The organism is Paraburkholderia panacisoli, from assembly GCF_008369935.1.
Lineage (GTDB): Bacteria > Pseudomonadota > Gammaproteobacteria > Burkholderiales > Burkholderiaceae > Paraburkholderia > Paraburkholderia panacisoli.
On record NZ_VTUZ01000030.1, the window covers coordinates 1 to 23,679 of the forward strand.

The window sequence follows — 23,679 nt, forward strand, 5'->3', positions numbered from 1 at the left end:
ACTGACTCGGCGTTCTTCCTCTCTATCGTGGTGAAAATCCATACCGTGTGCCCGTACCACGGGTGCCAGCGATAGAGAACTTCCCTTGACTCGATGATATGGGCGTTGTGTTGACGGCTTGTACAACCAGAATCGGCCTCATTCGAGGTTGGCCGATCAGACACCGGATGAAGCATACTTCGCCACGCTGCCAGCGATAAAATCGGCAGCTTGATTGCCTCAGAAATTCCACTTAAAAACTCGCAGATCCTGTCCGGACGAACGAGGCCACCTATCTGTTTTGCATTTACGCAGGTTTTTATGACTGCCGAATCCTTTTGTGAAAGACTGCTATTTGACGACTCAAAGCAGTCCAGCGTTAGGGGTTTGTGCGGGGACCTGCGGTCTGCGATCGGTTTAAGGCCGCCTTGCCTGAAGTGAGAAGATCGGTTCTCAAACAGTTACTCGATTCAGAGCTCGTCGTCACGACCAAAACACTTGATAAACATTGGTGTTATTACGGGAAGCAGTGACAAGTCTGTGGTTAAGGAGCCCGTTGCCGTGAGCTCGACGTTTCGCACAAGACCATCGAGATGAAAATCTACACTAGCCTTTTCCAGAATAGCATCACCGAGTTCAATTGTCTGTGTTAGGTCATCAAACGCGTCAGCGGCCGACGTGATCTCGACTCTCGCCACGGATCTTCCAGCTAATCGTATCTGACCTGCTCGGATTTTCTTGACACGGACTAACTGAAAACCCTTAGCGACTTTAAGCATTTTCAAGAACGCGGCCACGTCTACGACAATAGGCGAAACCGCTAAGCCAAACCCGATTGCGTCCGATAAAAATTGCACAAAACTTCGAAGGTTGCGGGGCCCCGCTGTTATACGGAGCAGGTAATGCCCTTTTCTAACGCGGAAAATAACAAATGCAAAGATAGAAAATCGACGAACCTCATTCCGAATTTCATCGCCAAATGGGTCAACATAAATTTCGGTATTATGGAGCTCCTCGATAAACTTGCCTTCGATTTGTCGATCGCTTACCGAAATAAGCTCGACCCCAGTAGACGCACCGCGTCGAAACCGATGCGTGGACAATGCGTCGGCAATCACGTTGATTCGCTCTTGGGTCGAAACTTCAAACCACTTTGTCTTTATCATGTGCCGCCAACGATTATTATTTAGTTGTCGCCGCTTGTGATTCTTCTAAAGAAGCGTCGGAGCTTTCATCTACAGATTTTTTTGCAGAGACAGCTGGTCTCTTTTTTGTCGACGTTAGCTTCCTTGCGATACCTTGCGAATTGGCAGGCAAAGATGATCGAGCCGCCGCCTCAATCAGCTTGCTTAACTCTCGGTCTTCTTCAAGCGTACATTGTGTTCTGCTAACCGCATATTCATTCGGCCCCATATATCCATAATAGCCACGCGGAAGGTAAGAGAATTTTGTACAGGTCTCTGGCTCAGAAAATTGAGCTTCGAATTCAAATAGATCGGAATCGATTTCAGAATTCCGAGTCGCTTGCCAAATAATTTTTGATATATAAAACCCACGCTGCGCGAGCGTTTGAAGTTCAGCAGACTGAAGGACACCTTCTCCGCGTAACGATGCTCGGGAAATATGTACGCCGAGTTGTACGTCTTTCGGATCCGATTCTTCGGACTCGTCAAGCTCTTTTATTTTTACTTTCGGCTTGAATACGTATACATCCGTAACATCATGGCGCTTGAAGCCCGACATCGCGTTTATCAGATCCGCGAAAAATTTCGATCGGACAGAGGGTAACGGCTCATTCTCTAAACTAATTTCGTCAATTTCCAAAACGCCGTCTACTTGCGCCTCTACATTAGAGAGGAGCGTCCGGCACCAGCCGTCGACCTTATCGTTTTGAGGGCCGCGCAAAACGAGGTCTTTGCCGGATGTCTCGACCGTAATAATTGCACTCTTGTTGACGATCTGCTTAAATTCGCTCTTGTCGAAGTGCATTGTCTTATATCTGACAGAGATCTGAAGAGTACCGTCCTTTTGATAGGACATTGTTGCAGAGTCGTCTTCCTTCTTGATCTGTTCAATGACTGCATGCGCGGCGGTCTCAAAATTCTGCATCTTTGCCTTCGAGATGACGCGGAACGAGGCAATACGCTCTGTTCGGGCTTTCGTGCCGAACAGACGAGCGAGCAGTTGAAAATCGTTGTAATCGTGCATCAGGCGAGAAAAATGCAACGCAAGTGCCTCGCGTGAGGTCTGATGCGAAACGACAATGCCTCTCGACATAAAAAGCTGTCGGAGATCAGAACGCGTCACTTTCGGCTGGTTGAGCGCTTCAAACAACGCCTTGTCGCTTGCGCTATAAATCGACCCAGTTTTCATTTTGCGATCCGATCCCATTTGATGTTTTCCTGCGAGAACGTTGTCTTGCGAACCTCTATCAGCTCAAGTTCGATTTGCTCGAGTCGACGCCGCTTGTACTCGTCGAATTTCCAATCGCTGATGTACATCTCGATGGCACGTTGAAAATTACTACGGATGCTGGTGTGTGGTGAACTGTGTGCAACCCGGACCCGCAGTGGATGAGATCCATCTAGAATTTGAAAACTCGATAACGTATCGAATAAGTACATGAACTCGTGGTGTGTCGAGCCCGCGCGGTTGTAGTAGATCACGTACCCGGCTGGAAAACGTTCTTCGACTTCCTCGGTTTTCTCGTTGTATTTCTTTACAACCTCGTGGCCAACGATCAAATAAGGGCCGGCGATCATCTCGACCGTGGCAGCCCGCGATTGCTTACTCCCATGAGTTTTATGGAGTTTGAGATCCGGGTAGTGAAAGAAGTAGTCTGAAGTGGGAAATGTTCCTTCCGAATGCAGTCGGTGGGTGTCCGCGATCACAGTCGTCATGTAGGCAATCATCGACGGATCAACGATGTGCAGCACCTGGTTTTGTTCAAGCGGCAATGTTTCCGTCGTTACACCGGGTTCTTCATCCAAGGGATTTTTTGCCTTGGTTTTTTTCTCTTCAAGCATAGCCATGAAGTCGCTGTCATACTCGGCGTCATGGTTGTATACGAACAACATCCCACGTACATCGAGAGACTCGTTTGTCAGGTCATAGCGACCTGACCATTCCTCGCTCACGCATGCGCAATCTATGGTTTGGGCGAGTGACCGGAGTGCAGATCGGATCGCGCTAGAGGAAATAGATCCTTTCGCGTAGCTCTTCAAGTCAGTATTGAGCAACACGCGGCGACCCAAATAAGGGTCCACGTAATGGAAAACGACGTCTACTGGATGTGTGTGATCTGCTTTCTTCCTTGGCGCATGTTTTTCTTGCTTTACGCACCGGAAGTTTTGGTCAAGTACCGGCACCCGTTCCCATCTAAACCATTCGAATAGCTCTTTCGATATTTTGTTCGCCAACTCAGCGATGCCCGCTGTTTCTCCGCCGCTCATTTGCCCCTCAGTCATAATTTTTATCCGCTTTCAGATCGTGTGTCGATCTGATCCCGTTGCGAATGATAGCGAGGGCATGCGGCGGGCACAACGCTTTCTAGGGGAGACGGTTGGCGACGCAAGCGTACACGGTTCCTGCTCTGGTTTGCTTTCGCCTCCCGTAAGAGCTCACCGTTACATGCCGCTTTCAAGTTGTAACCATGCAATTAACTGTCAAGTACGAGTTCATAACCCACAAACGTCAAACCCAAGTCTGCAAAGGGCCGGGCTCCGGTTAGGCGCACCCGAATCCGCGGTCTGTGGTGGCAATCGTAGTTAGCCGCTAGGCGCGTTCTGGTAAATTGCAAACAAGCGGCAGCAACTCAAAAGTTCGCCGATGAATTTACGAGGTAATGTCATGGACGTTCTTGATTTCGTCCCAAGCGTGTCGGCAGACGGAAGCAGAATCACCTTCCGGTTGTCGGATCGGATTGGCTCAGTCGAGTGTGCAATCACACGTGAGGTACTTGAAGCGTATTTCTGGCTGCCGCCCGGCGCCGGCGAAGTCCGCATGCTCAAGACGTTTGCTGATGGCCGCGAGCGCATTATCGCGGTCGCGGAAAGAAAAATGCGGGTGCGGCCCGATCAACCCGTCCGGCTCACCACCGCTGACTTCCTCGACAAGCGCTAAGCCGCCCGCAGACGATGCTTGCGCAGCAAACCCCCAGTTTCCCCTGCATGGGCACGGGGATGCCAAAGGACTGGTAGCACAGCAATAAAAAGCACGATCGTTCAAATGTTGCTAATTAACATTATGTCAAGTTAAAAGTCAAGTATGCGATGACTGGCGCTCCTCGTTCGTTTGCACGATTTTGCTCCCGCTTTTGCACAATTTTGTTCCCGGCTGTAGGCCGCACACCCTACCTTGCCGTCGGCGCGAAGGATAGACCGGCATTTCAGGTTGCGTACGCAGCGGGTTTCCGAACGCGTCGGTCGTGGTGACGGCGATATGGTCAACGTTGAAGTCGAGGCCAACGGCGCCATACTGCACGTCCAGCGTCACCCTGCGTGCTGGTGCATGACCGAACGATACAAAGGCGCGCCAGTGCCGTCCGTCCCAGTGCAGACGCCCTCAGGGCAGTATTCGCGGCCAGCGCCTCATCCAGCGCTGCCCGGTCGTGGTTGAACGTCACGCCGTTGATGACGAGATATTTTCGCTCGCCCCTGTTACGCAGGCAATCGGGCACACGAATCTTGAGCTGGTAATGACCGTCGGCCGTTTGCCGGAGCTGGCAAAGCAGGTTTCCCGCCGTCTCGTCCTTCGAGCCGACGAAGAAGATCTGGTGTGAGCGGCTGTCCTGCCAGGCACGCAGCCGCGCGTCGTGGTTCCTGAAACCTGACAGCGCGAGGTGGTGCTGCCGGGCGAACAGCTTGCGTGTTCCGCAGCAGATACCTAGTACGTTCGTGGCAAGCCGGCGCCCAATCCGGGCGAGCTTCGCCAGCAGACGCGCCAGCGCCACGCCGTTGTGATGCACGGTGTGACGCAGCTTCGCCTCGCGTTGCGGGTGCATGCGCCGCCGGTCGGCCGCAATTTCGGCGAGGCGCCCCCGTCGGGCATCGAGCTGGCCCTGCTGGCGGTGTATTGCCTTGAGCAGGTCCTTGCGCTCCGCGCCCAGCAGCTCGCGTGTGCCATCCAGTAGCCCCTGCAGCTCAATCGCAATCACGTTCAACATCCGGGCGGAGAGGCCGTGTTCGCGGCAGAACGCCGTCTTGTGGGACTTCGCCTTGCCGCCGTGGGCGGCGATGCGCGCGTACAGCTTGCGCTTCATCGAACCGTGCAGCGCCGCCATTTGGTCGAGCGTCTGCGCAACACGCGATGACAGGTTCAGGCGGGTCTGCGTGGTCGCCTGCATCCGGCGGCCAGCACCCGCAGGTTCTTGCGGCTATGCGAGCCATAAAGCCGCGACGAAAAGACCGTCAGGATTTCGACGTGAAAGAATTCACAGATCCGGAACAGCAACTCACTGCCGAAGCGCAGAAGGCGGTCTTTCGTGACCAGCACGAGACGCGCCACGCGCCCACTGAGAATGTCCGTCAGCAACCGGCGTAGCCCTTTTTTACGGTAATTCAGGCCGCTGCCCAGGTCGGTCATGACCTCGATATCGGCGAAACCTGCGTCAATTCGTCAGCGCCTCGCGTAGAGAAGCGCGCCGGGTGCGAGTATAGTGTCCGTCTCGTTAAAGCGCGTTCATGATTCGTTAGCATACCAAATACAATCGCATCAGGACCGTCACTACCGCTGCGCGGACCACTAATCAAAAGCGCTGAAGTTGTTGAGCCGTCACCGTCGTCAAACTAGGCAGTGGTAATCTCCTCGTTCGTGGCAAATGCGTGGTCATCAGGGAAGCGCTCAAAGCGGGGAAGGCGCAGCATAGCGATTGCCGCACCGATCAGGAGCGTAATCGCGCAAGTAAGAACCGTGTTGTAATTACGCGTCGCGTCGAATGACATGCCAGCCAACGCCGGCCCAGATGACACGCCAACCGCGTAGATCGAGTAAGCAATGCCATAGACAAATCCGTAGCTCTTCATCCCAAAATATCGCGACGTCATATACGCAATGAGGTCTACCTCCGCACCGAGGGACAAACCGGTAAGCATCCCAGCAAGCGGCGCAAGGGCCACGCCCCCAAACAACAGCAGCATGCAGCCCAAAGCGGTTCCGCAAAAAAGAGTGGCGGCGACGTAAGGGGCGAACAACCGATCGATCAGGTACCCGACAACCACGCGCCCCACAAGTACGCCGAGCCCGATAACCGATACTGTGCGCGCCACCGCAGCGACGCTCATACCCGCGTCGTGTAACAAAGGGGTCATGTGCACCACCAACGCTGAGACGGCTACCGCTGACACTGCAAATGCGAGGCTCATCCTCCAAAACACGCCGTTGCGCAGCACGTCCCATCCAGCGAAGCCTGCAGGTCGACTGCGCAACGTAACAGGCGCTTTAGTTTCGAAACCGAAGAATACAAACGGTAAAGGCAACAGCGTGAGTGCCGCAATGAGCTGATAACCGGCCCTCCAACCGTGGTCGCGAATAATACTCGAGAGCAGCGATGGCAACAGAACTGCGGCTAGGCCTATCCCGGTGAGCGAGATGCCGAGCGCCAATCCGCGAGCAGCAACAAAGTGACCGTTGACGGCTCGGCTATACGCAATAGGCGTCGCGCCTCCGCCGACCAGCGCTGCCACGGCGTAAAGTGCGTGAAAGGCGATAACGGAGCCTTGAAATCGACTGATCAACAAGAGCACCAACGAGAGCAGCGGGATAGATACCAGCGCGACCAAGCGCACGCCAACTCGGTCAATCAGATAGCCCAGAACCGGCGATGTCAAAGCGAGAACCAAAGTCAGATACAAAAAAGAGGAAGAGATCTCCCCCCGGCCCCATCCAAATGCGGCTTGGAGGGGGATGATAAAGCTTCCAAGACTGTAGAACGGAAGTGTTGTCAGGCCTGAGAAACATCCGACCGTCGCCGCCAGCAGGACTGGCCATCCGTGGCGAAATTCTGCGGCCTCGGCTCGTGAGATTATTGAGTGCTTCATGTACATTCTCCTGATAGTCGCGATTACTGATTTTTATTAAGGCGGCAAGAGCCGCGTTGCTATGGCATCGAGCGGCCACCTGTCTTCCTCTGAATCGCCGCTTCGTTTTCCTGTCCTTCGCAATCGCCAGAGGTCTGAAAATAGCGCACAACACCATTCCGGTATCGACACAATGCCAGGTTTTCCAGAGATCGAATCGGACAGAAAGCGGTCGGAAGCGGAGCGTGTTGCCCGTTCTCCAAGCGTATCTACCGCGTCTCCCCACAGACTAGTTTCGTCATACCTTGAACATCGGCGGTGTCGGATCTATCGAGCCTTGGTAAATCGGTTTTAGAGGTTCACAGGAGAGTTCATGCTCCGTAGACTGACATGGACTAGCGCGCCGCAGAAATACCTTTTAGGCTTGCCGGCATGCCTTGTAGGTATAGACTTGAACACATCACGTCCAAACGTGTCGTCGATGTCTCGCTCAGTTGAATCCCCTCATGCTCTATCTCACCAAGTTGGTGAGCGCCCAGCCGGCGCGGAACGCCCAAATGTGTCCTGGTCAATGTCAAGCGATCCAATTTGTTAGCCTGAACGACGGATCCGCTTGTTGGTACCGAGCAGTGAGCGGCAAATGTTCGCTGCTGAGATCCGAAGTTTCGCCACCACCAAGCCTCGCCCCCGATACCGCTCTGTACCAAGAGTATCGTCTAAAATTTGTTGCGAATACCAAATCGCACAAGGGTTTGGTGGCTATTTGATGAATCGCCCGCGTTACCAATGTCCGCCACGGCCGCGGCACCAGTCGAGGAGACTCCTGTTGCTTTCTGGTAGGCACCTTCAACATAAACGTCGGTGCGTTTGGAAAGTAAATAATCGACCATCAGGCTGAATTGATTGAAGTGCTGGTTGCCGACGTTTTGCCCGTTTGCCGCCGCAACATTGACACCTTTGGTGTAGTCATATGCGGCGCCGACATATAAAAACGGCGTAATAATCCAGTTCACCCCCGCATCCACATTATTGAAGCTTGCGGTTGCTCCGCCCAAAGCGCTGATCCCGCCATACTGGATATTGGAATAGGACATCCCGATTCGTGCGGATCCCATCACGTAGGTGCCGCCTGCGATTGCCACCTGATACGAACTCGCGGTTGCGTAGCCTTTGTTCAGAATCCCTGTCAACTGGGTGCCGCTGGCATTGCCGGTAAAAAATCCCACTCCCGCGGAACTGCTCGTTGGATTCTTGAAGTACAAGTACGCAGCGCCAAGCGTCACTGGACCATTGACATACGCTGCACCCGCAGAGTACCCACCACCGCCAGTTATGTTGCCAGGCATTCCTCCGAGGCTCAATTCCGCGCCGAACGTCAAGCCACGGAAACTCGGGCTCGCATATCGTATTGCGTTGTTGGTGCGCAGCGAGTTCGCAGTGTTATCGAGATCGCCCGGATGTTGAAACGGTTCGCCAGCCAAGTAGCCCGCAGCCGTAACTGCCTGAGCGTAATTCACTACTGAGTCGTATTGACGGCCGAATGTAACAGTACCGTATCGTGTGTCGCTTAACCCGACAAAGGCCTGCCGGCCAAACTCCAGCCCCCCCTGCGCAAGGGCGCCGCTGTTCAGATTGACGCCCGACTCAAGGGTGAAAATCGCCCGGGCACCACCGCCCAGATCTTCGGAGCCTTTCAATCCCCAGCGGCTGCCATACGGTCCATTGAGAGAATCCAGGTAAAATCTGCGCCCGCCTGCGGGAAGCCCAGCGGCGGTGGCATTGTTATTGAACATGATCCCCTCATCAATAACGCCATACAAGGTCACGCTGCTTTGCGCGTGTGCGACCGTGGCGTACAAGGAAAATGCGCATATGGTAAGAAGTACCTTCTTTTCCATCAAATCATCTCCAATATATTTATCTTTTTTGATTAACGTAACGCTGCCTCCATCAGTGATTTGTGCGCCAGTTCTGATGGTGCCACCAACGAGCCGTATGAGTACGTTCTTTGACGCTTCTTCATCGGTAAATCTGAACACGTTTTTTACTTCTATATGTACTCCTATTTGAAATACTTGCATTAAAAAAATTCACTTACCCCCTCTAGTCGCACTCTGCGCACGTTATCCTTTGTCATTGAAGAACAGCACGTTGGCCGGATCGGCTGGAAGGGTACTACTCAATCCGTGGCCGATCGCGCGTTGTTATGCCGCTACGTCGCAGTCACCGGCTGGCTCCAACCTGGGCATCGCAGACCAAGCATTGGCTACGCCCCGACAGACAAGTTCGACGATATTCCGAGCGCAGACCGTCGCGTTGCGTGTACGTTCACACCGCCGTATCCAGAAAGACACATCACTATCTGGCATACGCGGGCGAACTTCCGCCTGCCGGTCGCGCACGCGGGAAATCCCGATAGTGGAGTCAGTGGTGGTTTGGAGACCACTTCTCCGGTCAGGATCGTGACCAGCAGATGTGGGGCGTCAATAGGCGGCGAATCGTCGGGACGCGCGCCAGCAGGCGACGCATTGACGACGATGTCGTGCGCGTCTCCGCTCCCGCATCGCGTCATGCTTTTTTAGCCTCATGGATGAGTTCGGCTTCATCATGGACGATGCCGAGCAGTCTCGCCTGGGTGAATTCGTCCTGCTCCAGCGCCTCTGCCGTGTTCTCGTACGCTACTCTCCCATTGACGAGCACGTACACCCGATCCGCGATCGGCAGCACCATATCCGCCTGATGCTCGACGATAATCACACTCGCGCGGTCGCGTAGACGCACCACCGCATCGAGCACTTCCTGCACAACAGCCGGCGCGAGCCCTTCGAACGGCTCGTCGAGCAAAATCGCTTTGGCTGGTGCCATCAAGGCGCGGGCAATCGCTACCATCTGCCGCTCCCCGCCGGAGAGATTCTCGGCGCGCGTGTCCTTGCGGTTCGCGAGGCGTGGGAAAAGCGCATAGATTTCGTCGACACTCACCCCGCCCTTGCGCGCCGCAAGCCGCAGGTTCTCGAAGACCGTCAGGTTTGGGAAGAGCCTTCTTCCTTCGGGCACCATTGCAAGACCGAGCCGGTTGATCACATGGGTTGGCTTGTTGGTAATGTCGTGCCCATCGAACGTAATCGAGCCGGAATTAACTGGCACGACGCCCGTGGCTGCTCGCAGCGTGGTCGTCTTGCCCACGCCATTACGGCCGAGAATCGCCACGACCTCGCCTTCGTTGAGCGTGAGGTCGAGGCCATCGAGAATCGTGTTGCCACCGTAACCACCTTTCAGATTCCTGATGGTCAGAAGCGGTTTTATCGCAGCTGCCCTCGCCACGCGCGTGTTCAAGCGCTCGGCAACCGGCAGCGTCCGCTTCGAGCGGCCCATATACGCTTCGATGACTTCCGGATGCACGGCCACTTCAGCGGGAGCACCATCGGCGATCAGATGTCCCCGGTGCAAGACACTGATGCGGTCGGAAATGGCCAGCACGCGATCGATATCGTGTTCGATCAGCACCACCGCATGATGATTCGCCAACTCCCGCACAATCTTCGCAACGATCTCACGATCAGCCTCGGCGAGGCCCGCGAGCGGTTCGTCGAGAAGCAGGATCTTCGCCCGAGTCGCTAGCGAGATGGCGATTTCAAGCAGACGCTGCTCGCCATGCGACAGGCTCTCGCACACCGCAGCGGCCCTTTCGACCAGTCCAACCGCCGAAAGCAGCGACCACGTACGTGCATTCTGTTTTTCCGAACCATGTGCATCGAGCCACACGCCCAAGCGTCCGCGTTCGGCCGCCTGCACGGCCACGCGCACATTCTCGAACACTGTCAGGTTGCGAAACACGCTCAGAATCTGAAAGGAGCGGCTCATGCCGAGACGCACGCGTTTGAACATCGCGAGGCGGGTGACGTCCTGCCCATCGAAGACGATGCGTCCGGCCGTCGGCTGCAGCACGCCAGTCAGCATATTGAAGAATGTGGTCTTGCCAGCACCGTTAGGCCCGATGAAACTGTGCAAACGATAAGGAAACACGTCGAGGTCGATCTCGTCTGCTGTGACAAGCGAGCCGAATCGTTTCGACAAACCACGTACCGAAAGAATCGGCATATTCGGGTCAGCGTCGATACGTGCGCTCCTATACGGCTCAATGACAGCGGGGCGCTCCGGAATCGTGTCGCGCACCAGCGTCCAGCGCGGCTCTTTCAGAAACCGCTGGACCAGCCCCTGAATCCCTTCAGGTGAAAAGAACGCGAACGCGATAATAATCGGCGCGAACAGCAACCACCAATGTTCGGTGAGGCTGCTCAACTTGTCTTCGAGCAGAATGAACGCAATCGCGCCCCATAACGGTCCGAGGAACTGGTGCACGCCGCCGAGTACGGTCATGAGCAGACTGTCACACGCATGTTCCCAGCTCAGGTTATTCGCATACGCGCCTTGCAGCATCAGGCAAAGTAACCCGCCTGCATAACCGATGATCGCCGCTGAGACAACAAACGAAAACAGTTTCAGGCGATACGTGTCATATCCCAGACTCGACGCGCGCTCTTCGTTGTCGCGCAGCGCCTGCAACGCGCGGCCGAATGGAGAGTGGACGAGTCGCCACAATGCCCACGCAGCCGCCAGTACCGTCACGCAAACGAACACGTGGAACGCTGGGAATGTCGCAAACATCGGGCGCGGCACGTTCTGCAGACCGTTCTCCCCACCGGTAACCTCAGTCCACTTGAACGCGATTTCGAATGCAATCTGCGAGCACGCGAGCGTCAGCAGCGAGAAATACAGTCCACGGCGTTTGAGCACGATCGCACCGATCACCGCGGCCATGCCCGTAGTGAGCGCGACGCTCAACGCGAGTGCGACGATCTCATTGCCGACGAGGCGCTGTAGAGACACAGCAACCAGATACGTCGAGGTGCCGAAGAAGGCCGAAGCGCCGAATGGCACAAGACCGCTATACGCGACCAGCAGATTCACTCCCATGCCGTAGAGCGTATATATGGCTATCTGCGTTGTGAGGTTAAGTGGCGTGCCCGTGATAGATAGCAGTACCGAGACGACGAAAAGGCAGATCGCGAGCAGTGCGATTGGGTGTCGTGTTACAAGCTTTAGATTCATTCAAAACGCTCCCAGCGTTCCCCGAAGAGCCCGCGCGGACGCACGAGCAACACGAGGGCCATCAAAACATACATCGCGACCGATGAACCTTCGGGGAAAAACTGCACAGCTAGCGCCGTGACCACGCCAACCAGCAGTCCCGCGACCACAGCGCCGGCAAATGACCCGAGCCCGCCGATCGTGACGATCACGAAGGCCGGCATCACGGCGGTGGTCGCCATACTGGGCGTAACAGTCAGCAACGGTGCGGCGAGCAGTCCCGCTGCCCCCGCCAGCAGTGCGCCGAGACCAAAGGCACCCGTCAGCACGCGCGGCAGATTGATGCCGAGCAGGCCGACCATTTCCGAGTCGCGGCTGCCCGCACGCAGGATGCGGCCGTACGGTGTGAACTTCATGAACCACCACAAGGCGACCAGGATCACGATAGTGGTGACGAGCACGAAGAGCCGATACTTCGTGAGCAGCAGAGGACCATAGACGAAAACGCCCGACAGCGCCTCAGGCGGACTGAACGCCAGTCCGCCCGCACCCCAGATGAGCCGGATCAGCTCCGTGAGTAGCAGCGAGAGGGCGAACGTGACGATCAGTCCTTGTAGTGTCTCCTTGCCATACAGCCTGCGAATAAAGATGACCTCAATCAGCACACCGACAGCGGCGACGAGCACGGGCACAAGCACGACCGCCCACCAGCCGAAACGCATAGATAGAGCAACCGCGAAGTACGCGCCGAGTGCAAATAGCGCCCCATGCGCGAAGTTGACGATCCCGAGCAACCCGCAAATGATCGAGAGTCCAATCGCAAGTAACACAAAAAGAAATCCCAGCACCAAGCCATTGGCGATCTGGGACAAGACAATGTCTGCCATGTCCGTACTCCTGGTTCCTGCTTGCTTGAAGGATCAGATCTGGCGCAACGGCATCACGCAGCCGACTTCCTGGCGCGTTCCGTAGAGCTTGTCGATGTCGGCGGGGTTCTGTGGCACAACCGAAATCTGGTCGAGCCAGTCCCACTGGTCGGTGACATGGTCCTTCACCTTGAATACTGTCCACCGACGGACCATCTGATGATCCCACGGGCGAAAAAATGCGGAGCCACTACCGTCGCTGAACTTGACCATTTCAAGGCTTGCCGCGATGTCGCTGCCGCTCGCGCTCTTTGCACGGTTGATGCCTTCGAGTAGCGCGTGAGCGGAGAACCAGCCGAGCCATGCCTGGGCGCCTGGCGGGCGGCCGTATTTCGCGGTGTACTTCCTAGTGAATGCCTGCTCTTCCGGCGAGTGTCCCGGCGAATTGAAATGCCAAGGTTTGCCGTAGTAGCCGGTTGCAGCATCGACGTTGATCGACCAAAGATCCGAATCGCCAATTATTGGACACGCGACCGGGATCCGGCCTTTCATGCCCATTTCCGCGTATTGCTTGAGGAATGTCGACAGATCGCCACCCGGCAAGCCGAGCACCACGACGTCAGGCTTCGCCTGACGGATCTTCAAAATGAATGAACTGAAGTCGGTGGTGTTCAGCGGCGTCGCGTCGGCGCCCGTCATCGTGCCGCCGGCTTCCTTGAGCAGATCCGCCATCGAGCGCTGGATACCTTGGCCGTACGTATAATTCGAGAACACGAAGTGCCAGCGCTTGCCGATCGCCAGCAACGACGGAGCGAGTGCGCGGCAGCAGACGGGCGTTGCGGCCTGCGTGCGGAACGTGTACGGATTGCAACTGCCACCAGTGAGCTCGCTTGCGGTGCCATTTGGCGCGAGGTAGGGTATGCGTGCGCGGTTTGCGACTGACGCCATCGCGAGCGACGTAGCGCTGTTGGTGCCGCCGATCACCGCGATGACCTTGTCCTCTTCCACTAGCTTTTGCATGTTCTGTTGGGCGCTTTGCGGATTCGGTTCGTCGTACCAGACGAGTTCAATGCGGCGGCCGCGAACCTCGTTGCCGGCGTCGTCGAGGGCCATCTTCACGCCATTGGCGATGACCTCGCCCTGCTCGGTCCAGACGCCTTGCTTCGCCAACACCAAGCCGAGCTTCACCGGCTGCTCGCCCTGTGCGCGCACGACCGCAGGTGCGGCGAGCATAGCCGCGCCGCTCGCGAGTGTCTTACCCGCGACGGCGAGCCAATCGCGGCGCGCCATGTTTAAACCCGGCTGACGCTCATCGACGTCATGCTTCTGGTGTTCGTCGTTCATCTGTCTCCACTCCTATGTCAGCATCCAGTTGTTGGGACGATGTCACCACCCACTTCCCAGACTTATCCTTTCTAATATGCTTTGTATCCCTAATATTTTTATCTTGGTAGACGTGGATAGTTACATTTTCCTCTCCTTCATGTTTTTGAAGAACAAGCACAGCTAGTAACGCGTTCAGACTCGCCCCACCGTCCGCTCACCAACTAACACTATCAGTCGTTACACTACGACTTCACATGGCACGTGGTGGGTATTCAGGTACGGGGTGTCGCCTGAAATCGCGTTGCGTATCCCGTGTCAGACGGTTTCTGGATCCATCGCAGTCAGCCCCAGCTTATTGTCGTAATGAACAATTGATCAGCTCATAGAACGCCCCGCCTCGGAATGCTGTGAATCTCTTCTTCACTGACATCGGTATCCGCGAAACTAGAACATCGAATGGCGGCACTGAAGACTTCCGGCACCAACTCCTGTGCAGTGGCTTCGGAGATGAACGCCACTGCTACCCTCGATGTGTTGCACAGCAAATGTCCCGCAAGTTGGGGCACCCCGGCTATCGATGATGTATTTACAATGAGCTTTTCCCCCTCTTGCTTGCGCATCCTCGAGAGAAAGGCACCCGTCCCGTGCACAACACCTAAAATTCAGACATCAAGTTGCTTCGGAGCGCCATCTAGCGGCCGCGACGAGACCGCGACAGCGTTGCGGCGTGTGTCGACATTACGACCGGGCTGATGCCATCGGCTTCAGTAGCGAAAGCCCTTCGGCAAAGACCCGTCGTCGGATTGACAGACTTGAGCATTTTCCCGTTTACGGCCATCATTTCACGGTCGCCGTAGTAATTTAGGAAGTTCTCCAAGCCCATGTTGATTCTCCGTTTCACGCAGCAAAAAAAGACGTCTGTGTCAGACTGCGCGAGATCACGCGGCCGTTTTTCCTCCATTCACGCCAATGACTTGGCCCATAAGAAATCTCGCCCTATCCGACGCAAGGAACACGATGGTATCGGCAACTTCTTCAGGAGTTCCTGCTCGCTTTGCGGGAACGCCCGCGACCAAGCCCGCCTTACGTTCGGGGGTACCCGTGAAACGGTCAAGCATTCCAGTCTCGACCGGACCCGGCGCGACTGCGTTTACCCGCACGCCAGCTGCGGCACCTTCGAGCGCGCCTGCCTTGGTCAGCCCTTCGACCGCGTGCTTGCTAGCGATATACATCGATGAGTTCATCGCGCCACGGCTTCCCAAGGTCGACGATAAATTGATGATGCTTCCATATCCTTGCGAAAGCATCACGCGCATCTCATGTTTCATGCTAAACAGCGTGCCCAAGACATTGGTGTCAAAGGCGGCCGCATAGCTTTCGGCAGTCTGTTCAATCAGCGGACCTGGACTACCTTCATTGCCCGCATTATTCACGGCGACATCCAGGCGCCCAAAACGCTCGACGGTCCGATCGACGAGAAAGCGCACGTCCTCCTCGTGGCGAACGTCAGCGCGAACAAATTCAACTTCGACGCCCAACATCCGCAACTCTGCGGCAAGCGCCTGGCCAGCTTCATCACGGCGCCCTGAAATGACGATATTTGCAGCCTCGCGAGCAAAGGCAATTGCGGTCGCTCGTCCGATGCCCGTCAGAGCGCCGGTAATAAGGACAATAGGTGTGGACATATCGAATTTCTCCATTGTTGGTGAATGAGGTTATCGTTGCAGGAAACGGTGCGAGATGGGGCATCCGCATTGAAGGAGGTGTGGCTGTCGCCGCCACTCACGTCCAAAGCACATGCTTGCTCTCGGCGCGAGGAGGCCGAATCCTCAACTCCACCGAACGGCATTTCCGGCAAGCCGTAGAGCCGGTAAAGGCCACTATGCGAACAATCGGGTGCGGAATGAGATAGCTGGAAATCTCGGCCGGGTTGTCATAGAAGAGACCGACCGTGCCCGCTGGCACGCCGCGTCTACGAAAGCCTGCAGCAGGGCTGCGGGCGAAGCGGGCGTTTCCTCCGGGGCATTCACCGGGGACGAGCAACCGCTCGCTAGGGCAGAACCCAGCTTACGCACAATTTGAAAGACTGGGAAATTCCTCGGCGTGAACGCCTTCACCGGCCCGACTGGCTCCTTCATAACCATCTGCTGCGCGGCCAATTTGCGTGACGGCACAATCCGGCCATAGACACGACGAACTTCGTCAGTGAACCATTCGATGATATCGGCGGCGGACAGCATCTCGAGATGCGCTTCGGAAATCGGCTTGCCCTGCTCCTGGGTCATCAGACGCGCGATTGATTGTGCACGTTCACGCACTAGAGCAGCGGCCTTGCGTACCACTGCAGCTCGTTCGTTAGACGGAACTTTGCGCCAGGGGTTAAAACCCCGTTGTGCCGCAGCCAAGGAACGATCCAAATCCAGGATGCTGGCGTGCGCGACTGTCCCGATCAACTTGCCGGTCGAGGGATTGATGACGTCAAGTGTCTTGCCGTCCGCAGTGTCGCACCGCTCGTTATCAACCAACAGCCGGGTATCTGAATAGATTGACGTGCTCATCCGATCTTCCTGTTCGTTTGAAGGTGACCGCCCCGTGCTGGCAGGATGCCTGTTTCTTCCCTACTTGGGAGCTAGTGCGGTGACACCTCGTCAACGCACTACCGGACATTCTAGCCATACATCTGACTGTAGGAATCGCTAGCTCAAGCGCAAACACAGGGTGGCCACCGCCTACTTGCAATCCAAGAGCGCATCTGGGCTTGCAATCAGCCAGCGGTTCTGCGCGCTCTTCTTCTTGGGCTATGTGACAGCGGAAAACAAATGAGATGCAAGGAGGGAGCTCGTTATATTGACAACGAGGGGCCCCGGGATTTCGCTCTCCTGTTTCGCAGCAATCCACTCAGAATCACTAACGAAGGCGGCCCAGAGAGCTTCACGCTCCTCGAGCGTATTCCATACGAGCATATACACGAGCTGATCACCGTCGACCTTGGGATGCGTCCTCCAGAAACCGGCGTGACATATCCCCAGCCGAGCCCAGATCCCCAACGTATGCTGCTGAAATCGTCGCAGGAGATCGGGCATCCGGCCGGGCACCGGCGTATAAATTCGAAGTTCATAGACCATCGATTTCTCTCAAAAAGACCATGTAAAGCACATCGAGATACATCGCTTTTCGCCCTCCATCCGGAGCAGCGATGCTCAGCCATGCGTTGCGCAGCCTCTCTTGAAACTTACATCGTGCTGCCCGACGTCCATCCTCCGTCGAAGGACAGAATCTGACCATACGAAAAGTCGCTTTCCGGTCCAGCCAGGAAGAGAACTGACTGGGCTAGCTGCAGCCCGGGTGCGAGCCGACCGCCGGGACACTCCGCCAGACGCACACGAAATTCTTCGGTCGTGCGATATTCGCTTGGCCAGTACGTCAGATTATCAACGTAGGTCTGCGCCGTGGCGTTGATATGCACATAGGGCGCGACTTCCATCGCAACGTTTCTCATGTAGCCGAACTGCGCACCTCGCGCCGCACCATATATGGATACTCCGCCCTTTCGACCGCGTAGCGGGGTGGCACTGCCCACGACGACGATTTTGCCCTGCTTGCGTGCAAGCATCTGCGGCAGAACTGCCCTGGTGAGCCGGTGCAGTGGATATACGATCCGTTGCATCGCCAACTCCATGTCTTCATCGGTCTTTTCGGTCGCAGGTGCATACTTGTGCGGATACGCCAAGTTTGCGATAAGAATGTCGACATGCCCAACCTCGCGGATCAACTTGTCTGCGGCGTCCGGCGGTGTCAAATCACGCGACTCCGCAAACACCTCCGCGCCCTCTTTTTTGAAGAGTTCAACGATATCCGCGCCGTTGTACTCGTTACAGTCCGTCACGATTACGCGCTTACCGGCCAGCCGTCCAGTCATCTAAAGCCTCCTTTTTCACGGGAACGAGAATATGACCGATCAATCCGCCCTCTTTGGCAAGACCATCGGCACAGCATGAAATTCGCAAGAGTCTGGCGACGTGTTTGCGGCGAATGAACATTCGTCGCCAATGATCACAGACGTCTCAGGTCACGCTGCGTTGAGCCTTGCCCGTCGACGAGATCCTCGGCATGGGAGTGACTGTAGAGACTGCTTGCGTCAGTGACCAAGACTTTGTAAGCTGCGGCTCATACTTTTGAAGCATTGGCCTAATGGAACTCCGACATTTGCGATATTTCATTGCCGTCGTCGAGGAAGGCAGCTTTACTGCGGCCGCGGAGCGACGTTTGCATACGGCTCAGCCATCACTGAGCCGCCAGATTCGCGATCTGGAATTGGAATTGGGCACTGAGCTTATCGTTCGCGGTGCGCAAGGCCTAACGCTGACCGTCGCCGGTCAAGTGTTTCTCGAGCATGCGCGATTCATCCTCGCAAGAGTTGAAATCGCGCGCATGGCAACGCAACGCGCCGCTCGGTCCGCGAAGACATCGTTCGTAGTCGGCTTTCTGTCCGGCTATGAGGTCGCCCTATTGCCAGAAATACTAAGTATTCTGCGCGACGAATTGAGCGATGCGGAACTAACTCCGATCAGTTCAAGCTCACCGGAACTTACGCGCGACCTTATCAGCGGCAAAGTCGATCTCGCTTTCATCCGACCATATGACACGCCTCCGGAACTTGCTTTGATGCTAGTAGCAAAGGAACCGCTCGTCGTCATCATGCCCCGTGATCATCCGATGGGAGGTCGGACAACAATTCGTCTTGAGGACATCTCCCGCGAGACGCTCATCAGCATTTCGCGCACGGTTTCTCCCGCGCTTCGACGGGCGATCGATGAATTCGTGGCTCAGTCAGGCGTGACTTTGGCTGCGGGCCTGGAGGCCGATCATCTTCACATGGCGTTTACGCTGGTGCTGTCCACGCCCGGAGTTTGCATTTTGGGAGGTTTCGCCCGACGTCTTCTACCACCATCGGTCGTTGGCATTCCGCTCGAAGGTGGACAAGCTGCCGTCGATTTGGCGATTGCCTATAACCGGACCAACCCATCGCCTATTCTGCAGCATTTCCTTTCCCAGGCTGATGCCCTCATTGCCAGGCGACCGCTCGGCGACGTGACGACGTTAGCCGCTGCGCCATAGAGCCTCCGGGCAATACTCCCTGCTCCGCCGCGACACATTGCGTCCGCACTCCACGGCTATCCCCGGTAATAGCTTTCCCTCGCCTGCATGCCCATGAGGCATGAGGCAAGGCCTTCAAAGTCTTAGCCATCCCCTTATACGCGAGCTAGAGTCGTGGTTCAAGGCCCAAACAGCGGCTGCCACGCGTCGGCGAGAACCACAGGTTCGGGCCGGACGGAACGTATATGAGATCGTTGAACGGCGATCTCGTCGAACGAAGGATCGATTCGAAACCATGATTGAAAACCCGCCAACCCTTGCGCTCTCACAGCCCCCCACTAACGCCCTGATCCAACGTATCCAACGGGCGCTGGACAACCCGATTACCGACGACTGCACAGTCGACCCGATCCGGGAGCTGACGGAAGTACTCGCAACGGTGGGGCTTGATCTTACCTCCTCAGGTGGAGCGATCCGGTTTGTCGGTCGCGATCCGATTGTCAGGAGCGCACTACCACTCGCGACCATGGCGGCTATCGCATTGATGGCCAAAGCGATATCAGTTGCAGATCTTTGGCGCTTTCGAGGTGGCGCCGCGCAAGACCTTTCAGTCAACCTCGGACAAGTCTTGCATCGGCTGTGTCCTTTCTACGATCGAAAATGGGAACTCCTGAACGGATATCCTCCCGGAAACCCCGCGGATCCGACCAACCCATTCATGCCGAACAATATGTTCAGGACGCGCGACGGACGCAGGATTCTGCTCATGAACATTTACCCGTCCTTGAAGACAAAGGCACTGGCGTTTCTTGGCTGCCACGACAGCCCGGCCGCAATCGGGGAGGTCGTCCGCAAATGGGACGCGTTCGAATTGGAGGAGGCGATGAATCGCGCCGGTCTGCAAGCTACCGTCGTACGTAGCCCCGCAGAGTTCCTCGCAGAAGAACAAGCCCAGTATGTCTCCAGCTTACCGTTGATTGAGATCGAAAAGGTTGGCGATAGCGATCCGGAACCGTTCACTACCAACCCAGTGGCACCATTGTCCGGTATTCGAGCTCTGGGCTTGTCACACGTCATTGCCGGCGCGGGTTGTGGTCGAGCCCTTGCCTATCACGGCGCGGACGTCCTCAACGTATGGCGCCCCGAAGATTATGAGCTTGATTTCAACTACTACACAGCCAATGTCGGAATGCGATCGACCATTTTGGACGTCACGCGGGGCGATGAGATGGCGCGTCTGAAGGCTCTGGTGGCAGATGCTGACGTGTTTTTTGCGAATCGCCGGCCGGGCTATATCGAATCGATCGGCCTGTCGACCGACGACTTGGCCCTGATCAGACCCGGTATTGTACACGTCGATATTTCGATCTACGGTGCGCGTGGTCCATGGGCCAACCGCATCGGATTCGACCAAACGGCGGGCGGCGTGTCAGGCGTGTTGGCTCTGGAGGGCTCGGTGGAAAACCCCAAATTGCCGGAAATTTTCGTCGTCAACGACTACATCACCGCCTGGTTGGCGAGTGTCGGAGCCATGGCGGCACTCAAACGCCGGGCAGTCGAGGGCGGAAGCTATCGAGTCCGCATCTCGTTGGCGCGCCTATCGCTCTGGTTGCTTCAAATGGGGGTGTTTGATAAAGCCTATGCGTATAACGTCGCGGGAACCGATGGCGAACACTCCTATTTGGCCCCAGAGCTCTTCCAGGTGGAAACACCATGTGGCCATTATCAGGGCGTTACCGATCAGGTGACGATGTCCGGTACGCCAGGTCACTACCAGACTCCCCTGGTACCGCGAGGCGCCAGCAAGGCTGAGTGGTTGCCGCGCTAACCGTAGCGGAACGCGCCCAGCCCGAACGGCAGGACAGTTGAACATCACAGCTCTTGCGGGATTTTGAACACATCTAAATGCTAAAGAGGGCCGGGTGCGGAATTATTCGCACCTATCGTTTGTTCTTTTCAGGATTTCAGAACTATCCGTCGTTGCGGCACCGGTATATTGGGCAACCGATTTCATGTGCACACCGACTGCCGACGCCGAGCCCACCGAGCGTGAGCAATACCAACCCTTCTACTTGTCCGCTGTCCAAAACGCTGAAGTACATGCCGGCCCACCCGCTCCCCCGATGCGGCGGAGTTTGATGACGTGTCAGAACAACATGTTCGACTGGTGCGGTAACGACGCAGATGCCGGAATTGCCCATGTCACTGCGCCAAAGTCAGGTGCGCAGTCGATCACCGCGGTCTCCAGTGGCGGCATAGCTCGAGTGATTTTCCCCTGACACCAGAAAGAGCTCGAAAGCACACACGGTTTCTGGGTGTAGTCGAGACGCGCGTGCAAAAATCGCGCGGCCCGCCACAGTCCCGTGAGCACAACGTAAAACGGGACGGAATTCGCCCATCCCATCGCCACACCAAACGAAGGCTCTACAGCACTACTTCGATAGATCCGCTATTGCTGCCTCGATCCACTTCGGCAGATTGTCCTTGATGTCGCCATTGGCGTCGCTCGTTCGGGTCGTACACAGCGGGTTTGACAACGACTCCATTGCGCTTGAACGTGAATTCATCGAAAGGATTGTCTCCTTTCGCGCACGTACCGTTGTTCGGACATTTCAGATTATGGAGGTATGCAGCCGACTGAGGATGTAGTCCAGGTTCGGATCAGTAAAACTAAAACCGATGAAGAGGAATGTCTTCGACACTAGGTCCCCACTAAGTGCGGTAACAAAAGGAGCGTGGGTCTCGTAGTACCGTTCGTACTGCTCTTTGTATAACACGGCATCCGCCGGCACCGTGACGTCACCGTGCATCTTGTACACAACAGCATCGCGCTTCGGACGCGTGTTGTTCAACTGGGAGCTATTGTGTTTGGGCTGCCGAAGGTGTGACCGACATCGTGCTCGAAGACCTGTCGATCTCGAAGGACGCCACGTTCCTGCGGCACGAGTTGCACAACGTGAAATACAGCCGGCTGCTCAGACTGCTGCGCCTGTCGTCGCTGAAGCCGTGACTCCTGTCGATGTGTGAGAAGCGGCACATTCGGGTGCACACAACTCACGCGGCGTATTCAAGTCAGGAATGCCCCAGATGCCACACCATAGACAGGGACAACCGCAAGACACAGAAACAGTTTGAATGTATTGGCTGCGGCCTCAGGGCCAACGCCGACACGAATTCCGCCATCAATCTTCACCGCAGGCTGACCGATGATGTTCTGAGGGAAGCCCCGCATACGGTTGATGCTCATGGTCGTCTCGCACCCAGGCCGATGCGGTACAAGGCGGTGAAGCAGACGTTGCTCGAGCGATGGCAATGGAGTAGCCCCTTGATTCTCAGGACAGGCGGCACCTCTTAAAATAAGAGGTAGTCTGTGACTAGTTTCAAGCCTAGGCAAATCGTGGAAAGCATTGACGTTCTGACCGAACCAGAGCGCCGTCGTCGGCGTTCGGTTCAAGAGAAAGTGGCCATCGTGCAGAAAACCCTGGAGCCGGGAGCAACGGTTTCGGCCGTTGCCCGACGGCACGGGGTGAACCCAAACCAGGTGTTTGCGTGGCGCAAGCAATATGAGGACGGCAGCCTGGCACCGGTGAAGGCTGGAGAAGCCGTGGTACCAGCCTCACAGTTAGCCGCAGCGATGAAGGAAATCAGGGAACTGCAGCGTCTGCTTGGCAAGAAGACGCAGGAGGCAGAAATCCTGAAGGAAGCAGTCGAATATGGCCGCTCAAAAAACTGGATTGCGCGCTCGCCCTTACTGCCCGGGGACGACCAATGAAAACGGTCTGCGATGTTCTCGGCGTTGCGCGCTCTGCTTTGGCAGTCAGAAAAGCCCGCTCGCCGGACTGGCAGGACGGCCGCCGCGCCCAACAGACCGACGACACGGAGCTGGTCGCTGCAATCCACGAACAGGTGGCGGGCTTGCCGACTTATGGATACCGGCGAGCCAGGGCATTGCTGCGACGTAGTCACGAAATGACTGGTGCGCCGTGCGTGAACGCCAAGCGGGTCTATCGCGTCATGCGCGACCATCAGTTGCTGCTTCGGCGCCTTGGCCAACGTCGCGATACCCGCCGGCATGATGTATTGATATCGAAAAAATCCCAAACAATATGTCAACCCGCCCTCGATGCTGGATATGGTGGCGATGGACTGCTTACCCGGACTGAATTTTTCGCTGCCAGAAATCATTCTCGACTTCGTTGACGTCGTCCTCGCTCTTGCCGTTGCCTCGTCGATCCATCGCCGCGCCCATTCGAGTGCGTACTGCTGTGCCGCCTCGCTGTTCTTGAAGTTCGGGCCAATCAGCCCGG

19 protein-coding genes and 4 pseudogenes are annotated in these 23,679 nt (G+C 56.2%); 6 read left to right on the forward strand and 17 right to left on the reverse strand.

The window, feature by feature from the left end:
- Positions 1–449 precede the first annotated feature (449 nt).
- The 3 genes from FVF58_RS33370 to FVF58_RS33380 are packed head-to-tail and all read right to left on the reverse strand — an operon-like array spanning position 450 to position 3,446.
- Complete coding sequence (locus FVF58_RS33370; RefSeq protein ID WP_149674019.1) at positions 450–1,145, reverse strand: hypothetical protein; 696 nt, start codon at positions 1,143–1,145, stop codon at positions 450–452.
- Between the two features lie 16 nt (positions 1,146–1,161).
- A complete protein-coding gene (locus tag FVF58_RS33375) occupies positions 1,162–2,352 on the reverse strand; it encodes a hypothetical protein (protein ID WP_149674020.1) in 1,191 nt (396 codons plus the stop codon).
- Positions 2,349–3,446: a PD-(D/E)XK nuclease domain-containing protein gene (locus FVF58_RS33380; protein WP_188130994.1), complete on the reverse strand. Its 1,098-nt coding sequence runs from the start codon at positions 3,444–3,446 to the stop codon at positions 2,349–2,351. The genes FVF58_RS33375 and FVF58_RS33380 overlap by 4 nt, the downstream gene beginning before the upstream one ends.
- A gap of 382 nt (positions 3,447–3,828) precedes the next feature.
- Between FVF58_RS33380 and FVF58_RS33385 the strand changes: the two genes are divergently transcribed.
- On the forward strand, positions 3,829–4,101 hold the full coding sequence (locus tag FVF58_RS33385) for a DUF1488 family protein (RefSeq protein ID WP_149674021.1): 273 nt from the start codon (positions 3,829–3,831) through the stop codon (positions 4,099–4,101).
- Between the two features lie 322 nt (positions 4,102–4,423).
- On the opposite strand, the gene FVF58_RS33390 is transcribed toward FVF58_RS33385, so the two are convergent.
- The 12 genes and pseudogenes from FVF58_RS33390 to FVF58_RS33440 form a co-directional block, all read right to left on the reverse strand.
- Positions 4,424–5,323 carry a hypothetical protein gene (locus FVF58_RS33390; RefSeq protein ID WP_149674022.1) on the reverse strand — a complete coding sequence of 300 codons (900 nt, stop codon included), beginning with the start codon at positions 5,321–5,323 and terminating at the stop codon, positions 4,424–4,426.
- Positions 5,296–5,568, reverse strand: a pseudogene (locus tag FVF58_RS33395) (recombinase family protein); the annotation flags it as partial. The gene FVF58_RS33390 and the pseudogene FVF58_RS33395, both read right to left, overlap by 28 nt.
- Positions 5,569–5,765: 197 nt before the next feature.
- Entirely contained in the window at positions 5,766–7,016 is a 1,251-nt protein-coding gene (locus FVF58_RS33400; protein ID WP_149674023.1) for an MFS transporter, read from the reverse strand.
- 695 nt (positions 7,017–7,711) lie between these two features.
- Entirely contained in the window at positions 7,712–8,893 is a 1,182-nt protein-coding gene (locus tag FVF58_RS33405; RefSeq protein ID WP_188131001.1) for a porin, read from the reverse strand.
- A 670-nt stretch (positions 8,894–9,563) separates the two neighbouring features.
- Positions 9,564–12,104: a branched-chain amino acid ABC transporter ATP-binding protein/permease gene (locus FVF58_RS33410; RefSeq protein ID WP_149674024.1), complete on the reverse strand. Its 2,541-nt coding sequence runs from the start codon at positions 12,102–12,104 to the stop codon at positions 9,564–9,566.
- Positions 12,101–12,970 carry a branched-chain amino acid ABC transporter permease gene (locus tag FVF58_RS33415; protein ID WP_149674025.1) on the reverse strand — a complete coding sequence of 290 codons (870 nt, stop codon included), beginning with the start codon at positions 12,968–12,970 and terminating at the stop codon, positions 12,101–12,103. Before FVF58_RS33415 ends, FVF58_RS33410 begins: the two co-directional genes overlap by 4 nt.
- Positions 12,971–13,003: 33 nt before the next feature.
- Entirely contained in the window at positions 13,004–14,293 is a 1,290-nt protein-coding gene (locus FVF58_RS33420; RefSeq protein ID WP_149674026.1) for an ABC transporter substrate-binding protein, read from the reverse strand.
- Between the two features lie 362 nt (positions 14,294–14,655).
- A complete protein-coding gene (locus tag FVF58_RS54885) occupies positions 14,656–14,925 on the reverse strand; it encodes an SDR family oxidoreductase (RefSeq protein WP_425468991.1) in 270 nt (89 codons plus the stop codon).
- 288 nt (positions 14,926–15,213) lie between these two features.
- Positions 15,214–15,960, reverse strand: coding sequence for an SDR family NAD(P)-dependent oxidoreductase (locus FVF58_RS33425; RefSeq protein ID WP_149674027.1), 747 nt, complete (start codon positions 15,958–15,960; stop codon positions 15,214–15,216).
- A gap of 163 nt (positions 15,961–16,123) precedes the next feature.
- A pseudogene (locus FVF58_RS33430) lies at positions 16,124–16,833 on the reverse strand (aldehyde dehydrogenase family protein); the annotation flags it as partial.
- 240 nt (positions 16,834–17,073) lie between these two features.
- Positions 17,074–17,400 (reverse strand): NIPSNAP family protein, encoded by a 327-nt coding sequence (locus tag FVF58_RS33435; protein ID WP_149674028.1) that lies wholly within the window; start codon positions 17,398–17,400, stop codon positions 17,074–17,076.
- Positions 17,401–17,507: 107 nt separating this feature from the next.
- Entirely contained in the window at positions 17,508–18,194 is a 687-nt protein-coding gene (locus FVF58_RS33440) for an SDR family NAD(P)-dependent oxidoreductase (protein WP_149674029.1), read from the reverse strand.
- Positions 18,195–18,466: 272 nt separating this feature from the next.
- On the opposite strand from FVF58_RS33440, the gene FVF58_RS33445 reads away from it, so the two are divergent.
- The gene (locus FVF58_RS33445; RefSeq protein WP_149674030.1) at positions 18,467–19,393 is read left to right on the forward strand and encodes a LysR substrate-binding domain-containing protein; all 927 of its coding nucleotides are present in this window, start codon (positions 18,467–18,469) and stop codon (positions 19,391–19,393) included.
- 274 nt (positions 19,394–19,667) lie between these two features.
- On the forward strand, positions 19,668–21,200 hold the full coding sequence (locus FVF58_RS33450) for a CoA transferase (RefSeq protein ID WP_149674031.1): 1,533 nt from the start codon (positions 19,668–19,670) through the stop codon (positions 21,198–21,200).
- Positions 21,201–21,804: 604 nt separating this feature from the next.
- Here the strand turns inward: FVF58_RS33450 and FVF58_RS54280 are convergent.
- Together FVF58_RS54280 and FVF58_RS33455 are read right to left on the reverse strand one after the other, a co-directional pair.
- Positions 21,805–21,939: a hypothetical protein gene (locus FVF58_RS54280; RefSeq protein WP_281291311.1), complete on the reverse strand. Its 135-nt coding sequence runs from the start codon at positions 21,937–21,939 to the stop codon at positions 21,805–21,807.
- 54 nt (positions 21,940–21,993) lie between these two features.
- Positions 21,994–22,242, reverse strand: a pseudogene (locus tag FVF58_RS33455) (SIR2 family protein); the annotation flags it as partial.
- 14 nt (positions 22,243–22,256) lie between these two features.
- Here FVF58_RS33455 and FVF58_RS54285 point away from each other — a divergent pair.
- From FVF58_RS54285 to FVF58_RS33465, 3 genes and pseudogenes are all read left to right on the forward strand, one after another.
- Positions 22,257–22,382, forward strand: coding sequence for a hypothetical protein (locus FVF58_RS54285; protein WP_281291313.1), 126 nt, complete (start codon positions 22,257–22,259; stop codon positions 22,380–22,382).
- 9 nt (positions 22,383–22,391) lie between these two features.
- Positions 22,392–22,727: a zinc ribbon domain-containing protein gene (locus FVF58_RS54890; RefSeq protein WP_149674032.1), complete on the forward strand. Its 336-nt coding sequence runs from the start codon at positions 22,392–22,394 to the stop codon at positions 22,725–22,727.
- A gap of 15 nt (positions 22,728–22,742) precedes the next feature.
- Positions 22,743–23,497 (forward strand): annotated as a pseudogene (locus FVF58_RS33465) (transposase); the annotation flags it as partial.
- Positions 23,498–23,679: the final 182 nt, after the last annotated feature.

Excerpts from the sequence above, each read along its gene's own strand:
- FVF58_RS33370 (WP_149674019.1), bottom strand. The coding sequence starts at position 1,145 with ATGATAAAGACAAAGTGGTTTGAAGTTTCGACCCAAGAGCGAATCAAC.
- FVF58_RS33375 (WP_149674020.1), bottom strand. The coding sequence starts at position 2,352 with ATGAAAACTGGGTCGATTTATAGCGCAAGCGACAAGGCGTTGTTTGAA.
- FVF58_RS33380 (WP_188130994.1), bottom strand. The coding sequence starts at position 3,446 with ATGACTGAGGGGCAAATGAGCGGCGGAGAAACAGCGGGCATCGCTGAG.
- FVF58_RS33385 (WP_149674021.1), top strand. The coding sequence starts at position 3,829 with ATGGACGTTCTTGATTTCGTCCCAAGCGTGTCGGCAGACGGAAGCAGA.
- FVF58_RS33390 (WP_149674022.1), bottom strand. The coding sequence starts at position 5,323 with ATGCAGGCGACCACGCAGACCCGCCTGAACCTGTCATCGCGTGTTGCG.
- FVF58_RS33400 (WP_149674023.1), bottom strand. The coding sequence starts at position 7,016 with ATGAAGCACTCAATAATCTCACGAGCCGAGGCCGCAGAATTTCGCCAC.
- FVF58_RS33405 (WP_188131001.1), bottom strand. The coding sequence starts at position 8,893 with ATGGAAAAGAAGGTACTTCTTACCATATGCGCATTTTCCTTGTACGCC.
- FVF58_RS33410 (WP_149674024.1), bottom strand. The coding sequence starts at position 12,104 with ATGAATCTAAAGCTTGTAACACGACACCCAATCGCACTGCTCGCGATC.
- FVF58_RS33415 (WP_149674025.1), bottom strand. The coding sequence starts at position 12,970 with ATGGCAGACATTGTCTTGTCCCAGATCGCCAATGGCTTGGTGCTGGGA.
- FVF58_RS33420 (WP_149674026.1), bottom strand. The coding sequence starts at position 14,293 with ATGAACGACGAACACCAGAAGCATGACGTCGATGAGCGTCAGCCGGGT.
- FVF58_RS33425 (WP_149674027.1), bottom strand. The coding sequence starts at position 15,960 with ATGTCCACACCTATTGTCCTTATTACCGGCGCTCTGACGGGCATCGGA.
- FVF58_RS33435 (WP_149674028.1), bottom strand. The coding sequence starts at position 17,400 with ATGGTCTATGAACTTCGAATTTATACGCCGGTGCCCGGCCGGATGCCC.
- FVF58_RS33440 (WP_149674029.1), bottom strand. The coding sequence starts at position 18,194 with ATGACTGGACGGCTGGCCGGTAAGCGCGTAATCGTGACGGACTGTAAC.
- FVF58_RS33445 (WP_149674030.1), top strand. The coding sequence starts at position 18,467 with ATGGAACTCCGACATTTGCGATATTTCATTGCCGTCGTCGAGGAAGGC.
- FVF58_RS33450 (WP_149674031.1), top strand. The coding sequence starts at position 19,668 with ATGATTGAAAACCCGCCAACCCTTGCGCTCTCACAGCCCCCCACTAAC.
- FVF58_RS54280 (WP_281291311.1), bottom strand. The coding sequence starts at position 21,939 with ATGAATTCACGTTCAAGCGCAATGGAGTCGTTGTCAAACCCGCTGTGT.
- FVF58_RS54890 (WP_149674032.1), top strand. The coding sequence starts at position 22,392 with ATGTGTGAGAAGCGGCACATTCGGGTGCACACAACTCACGCGGCGTAT.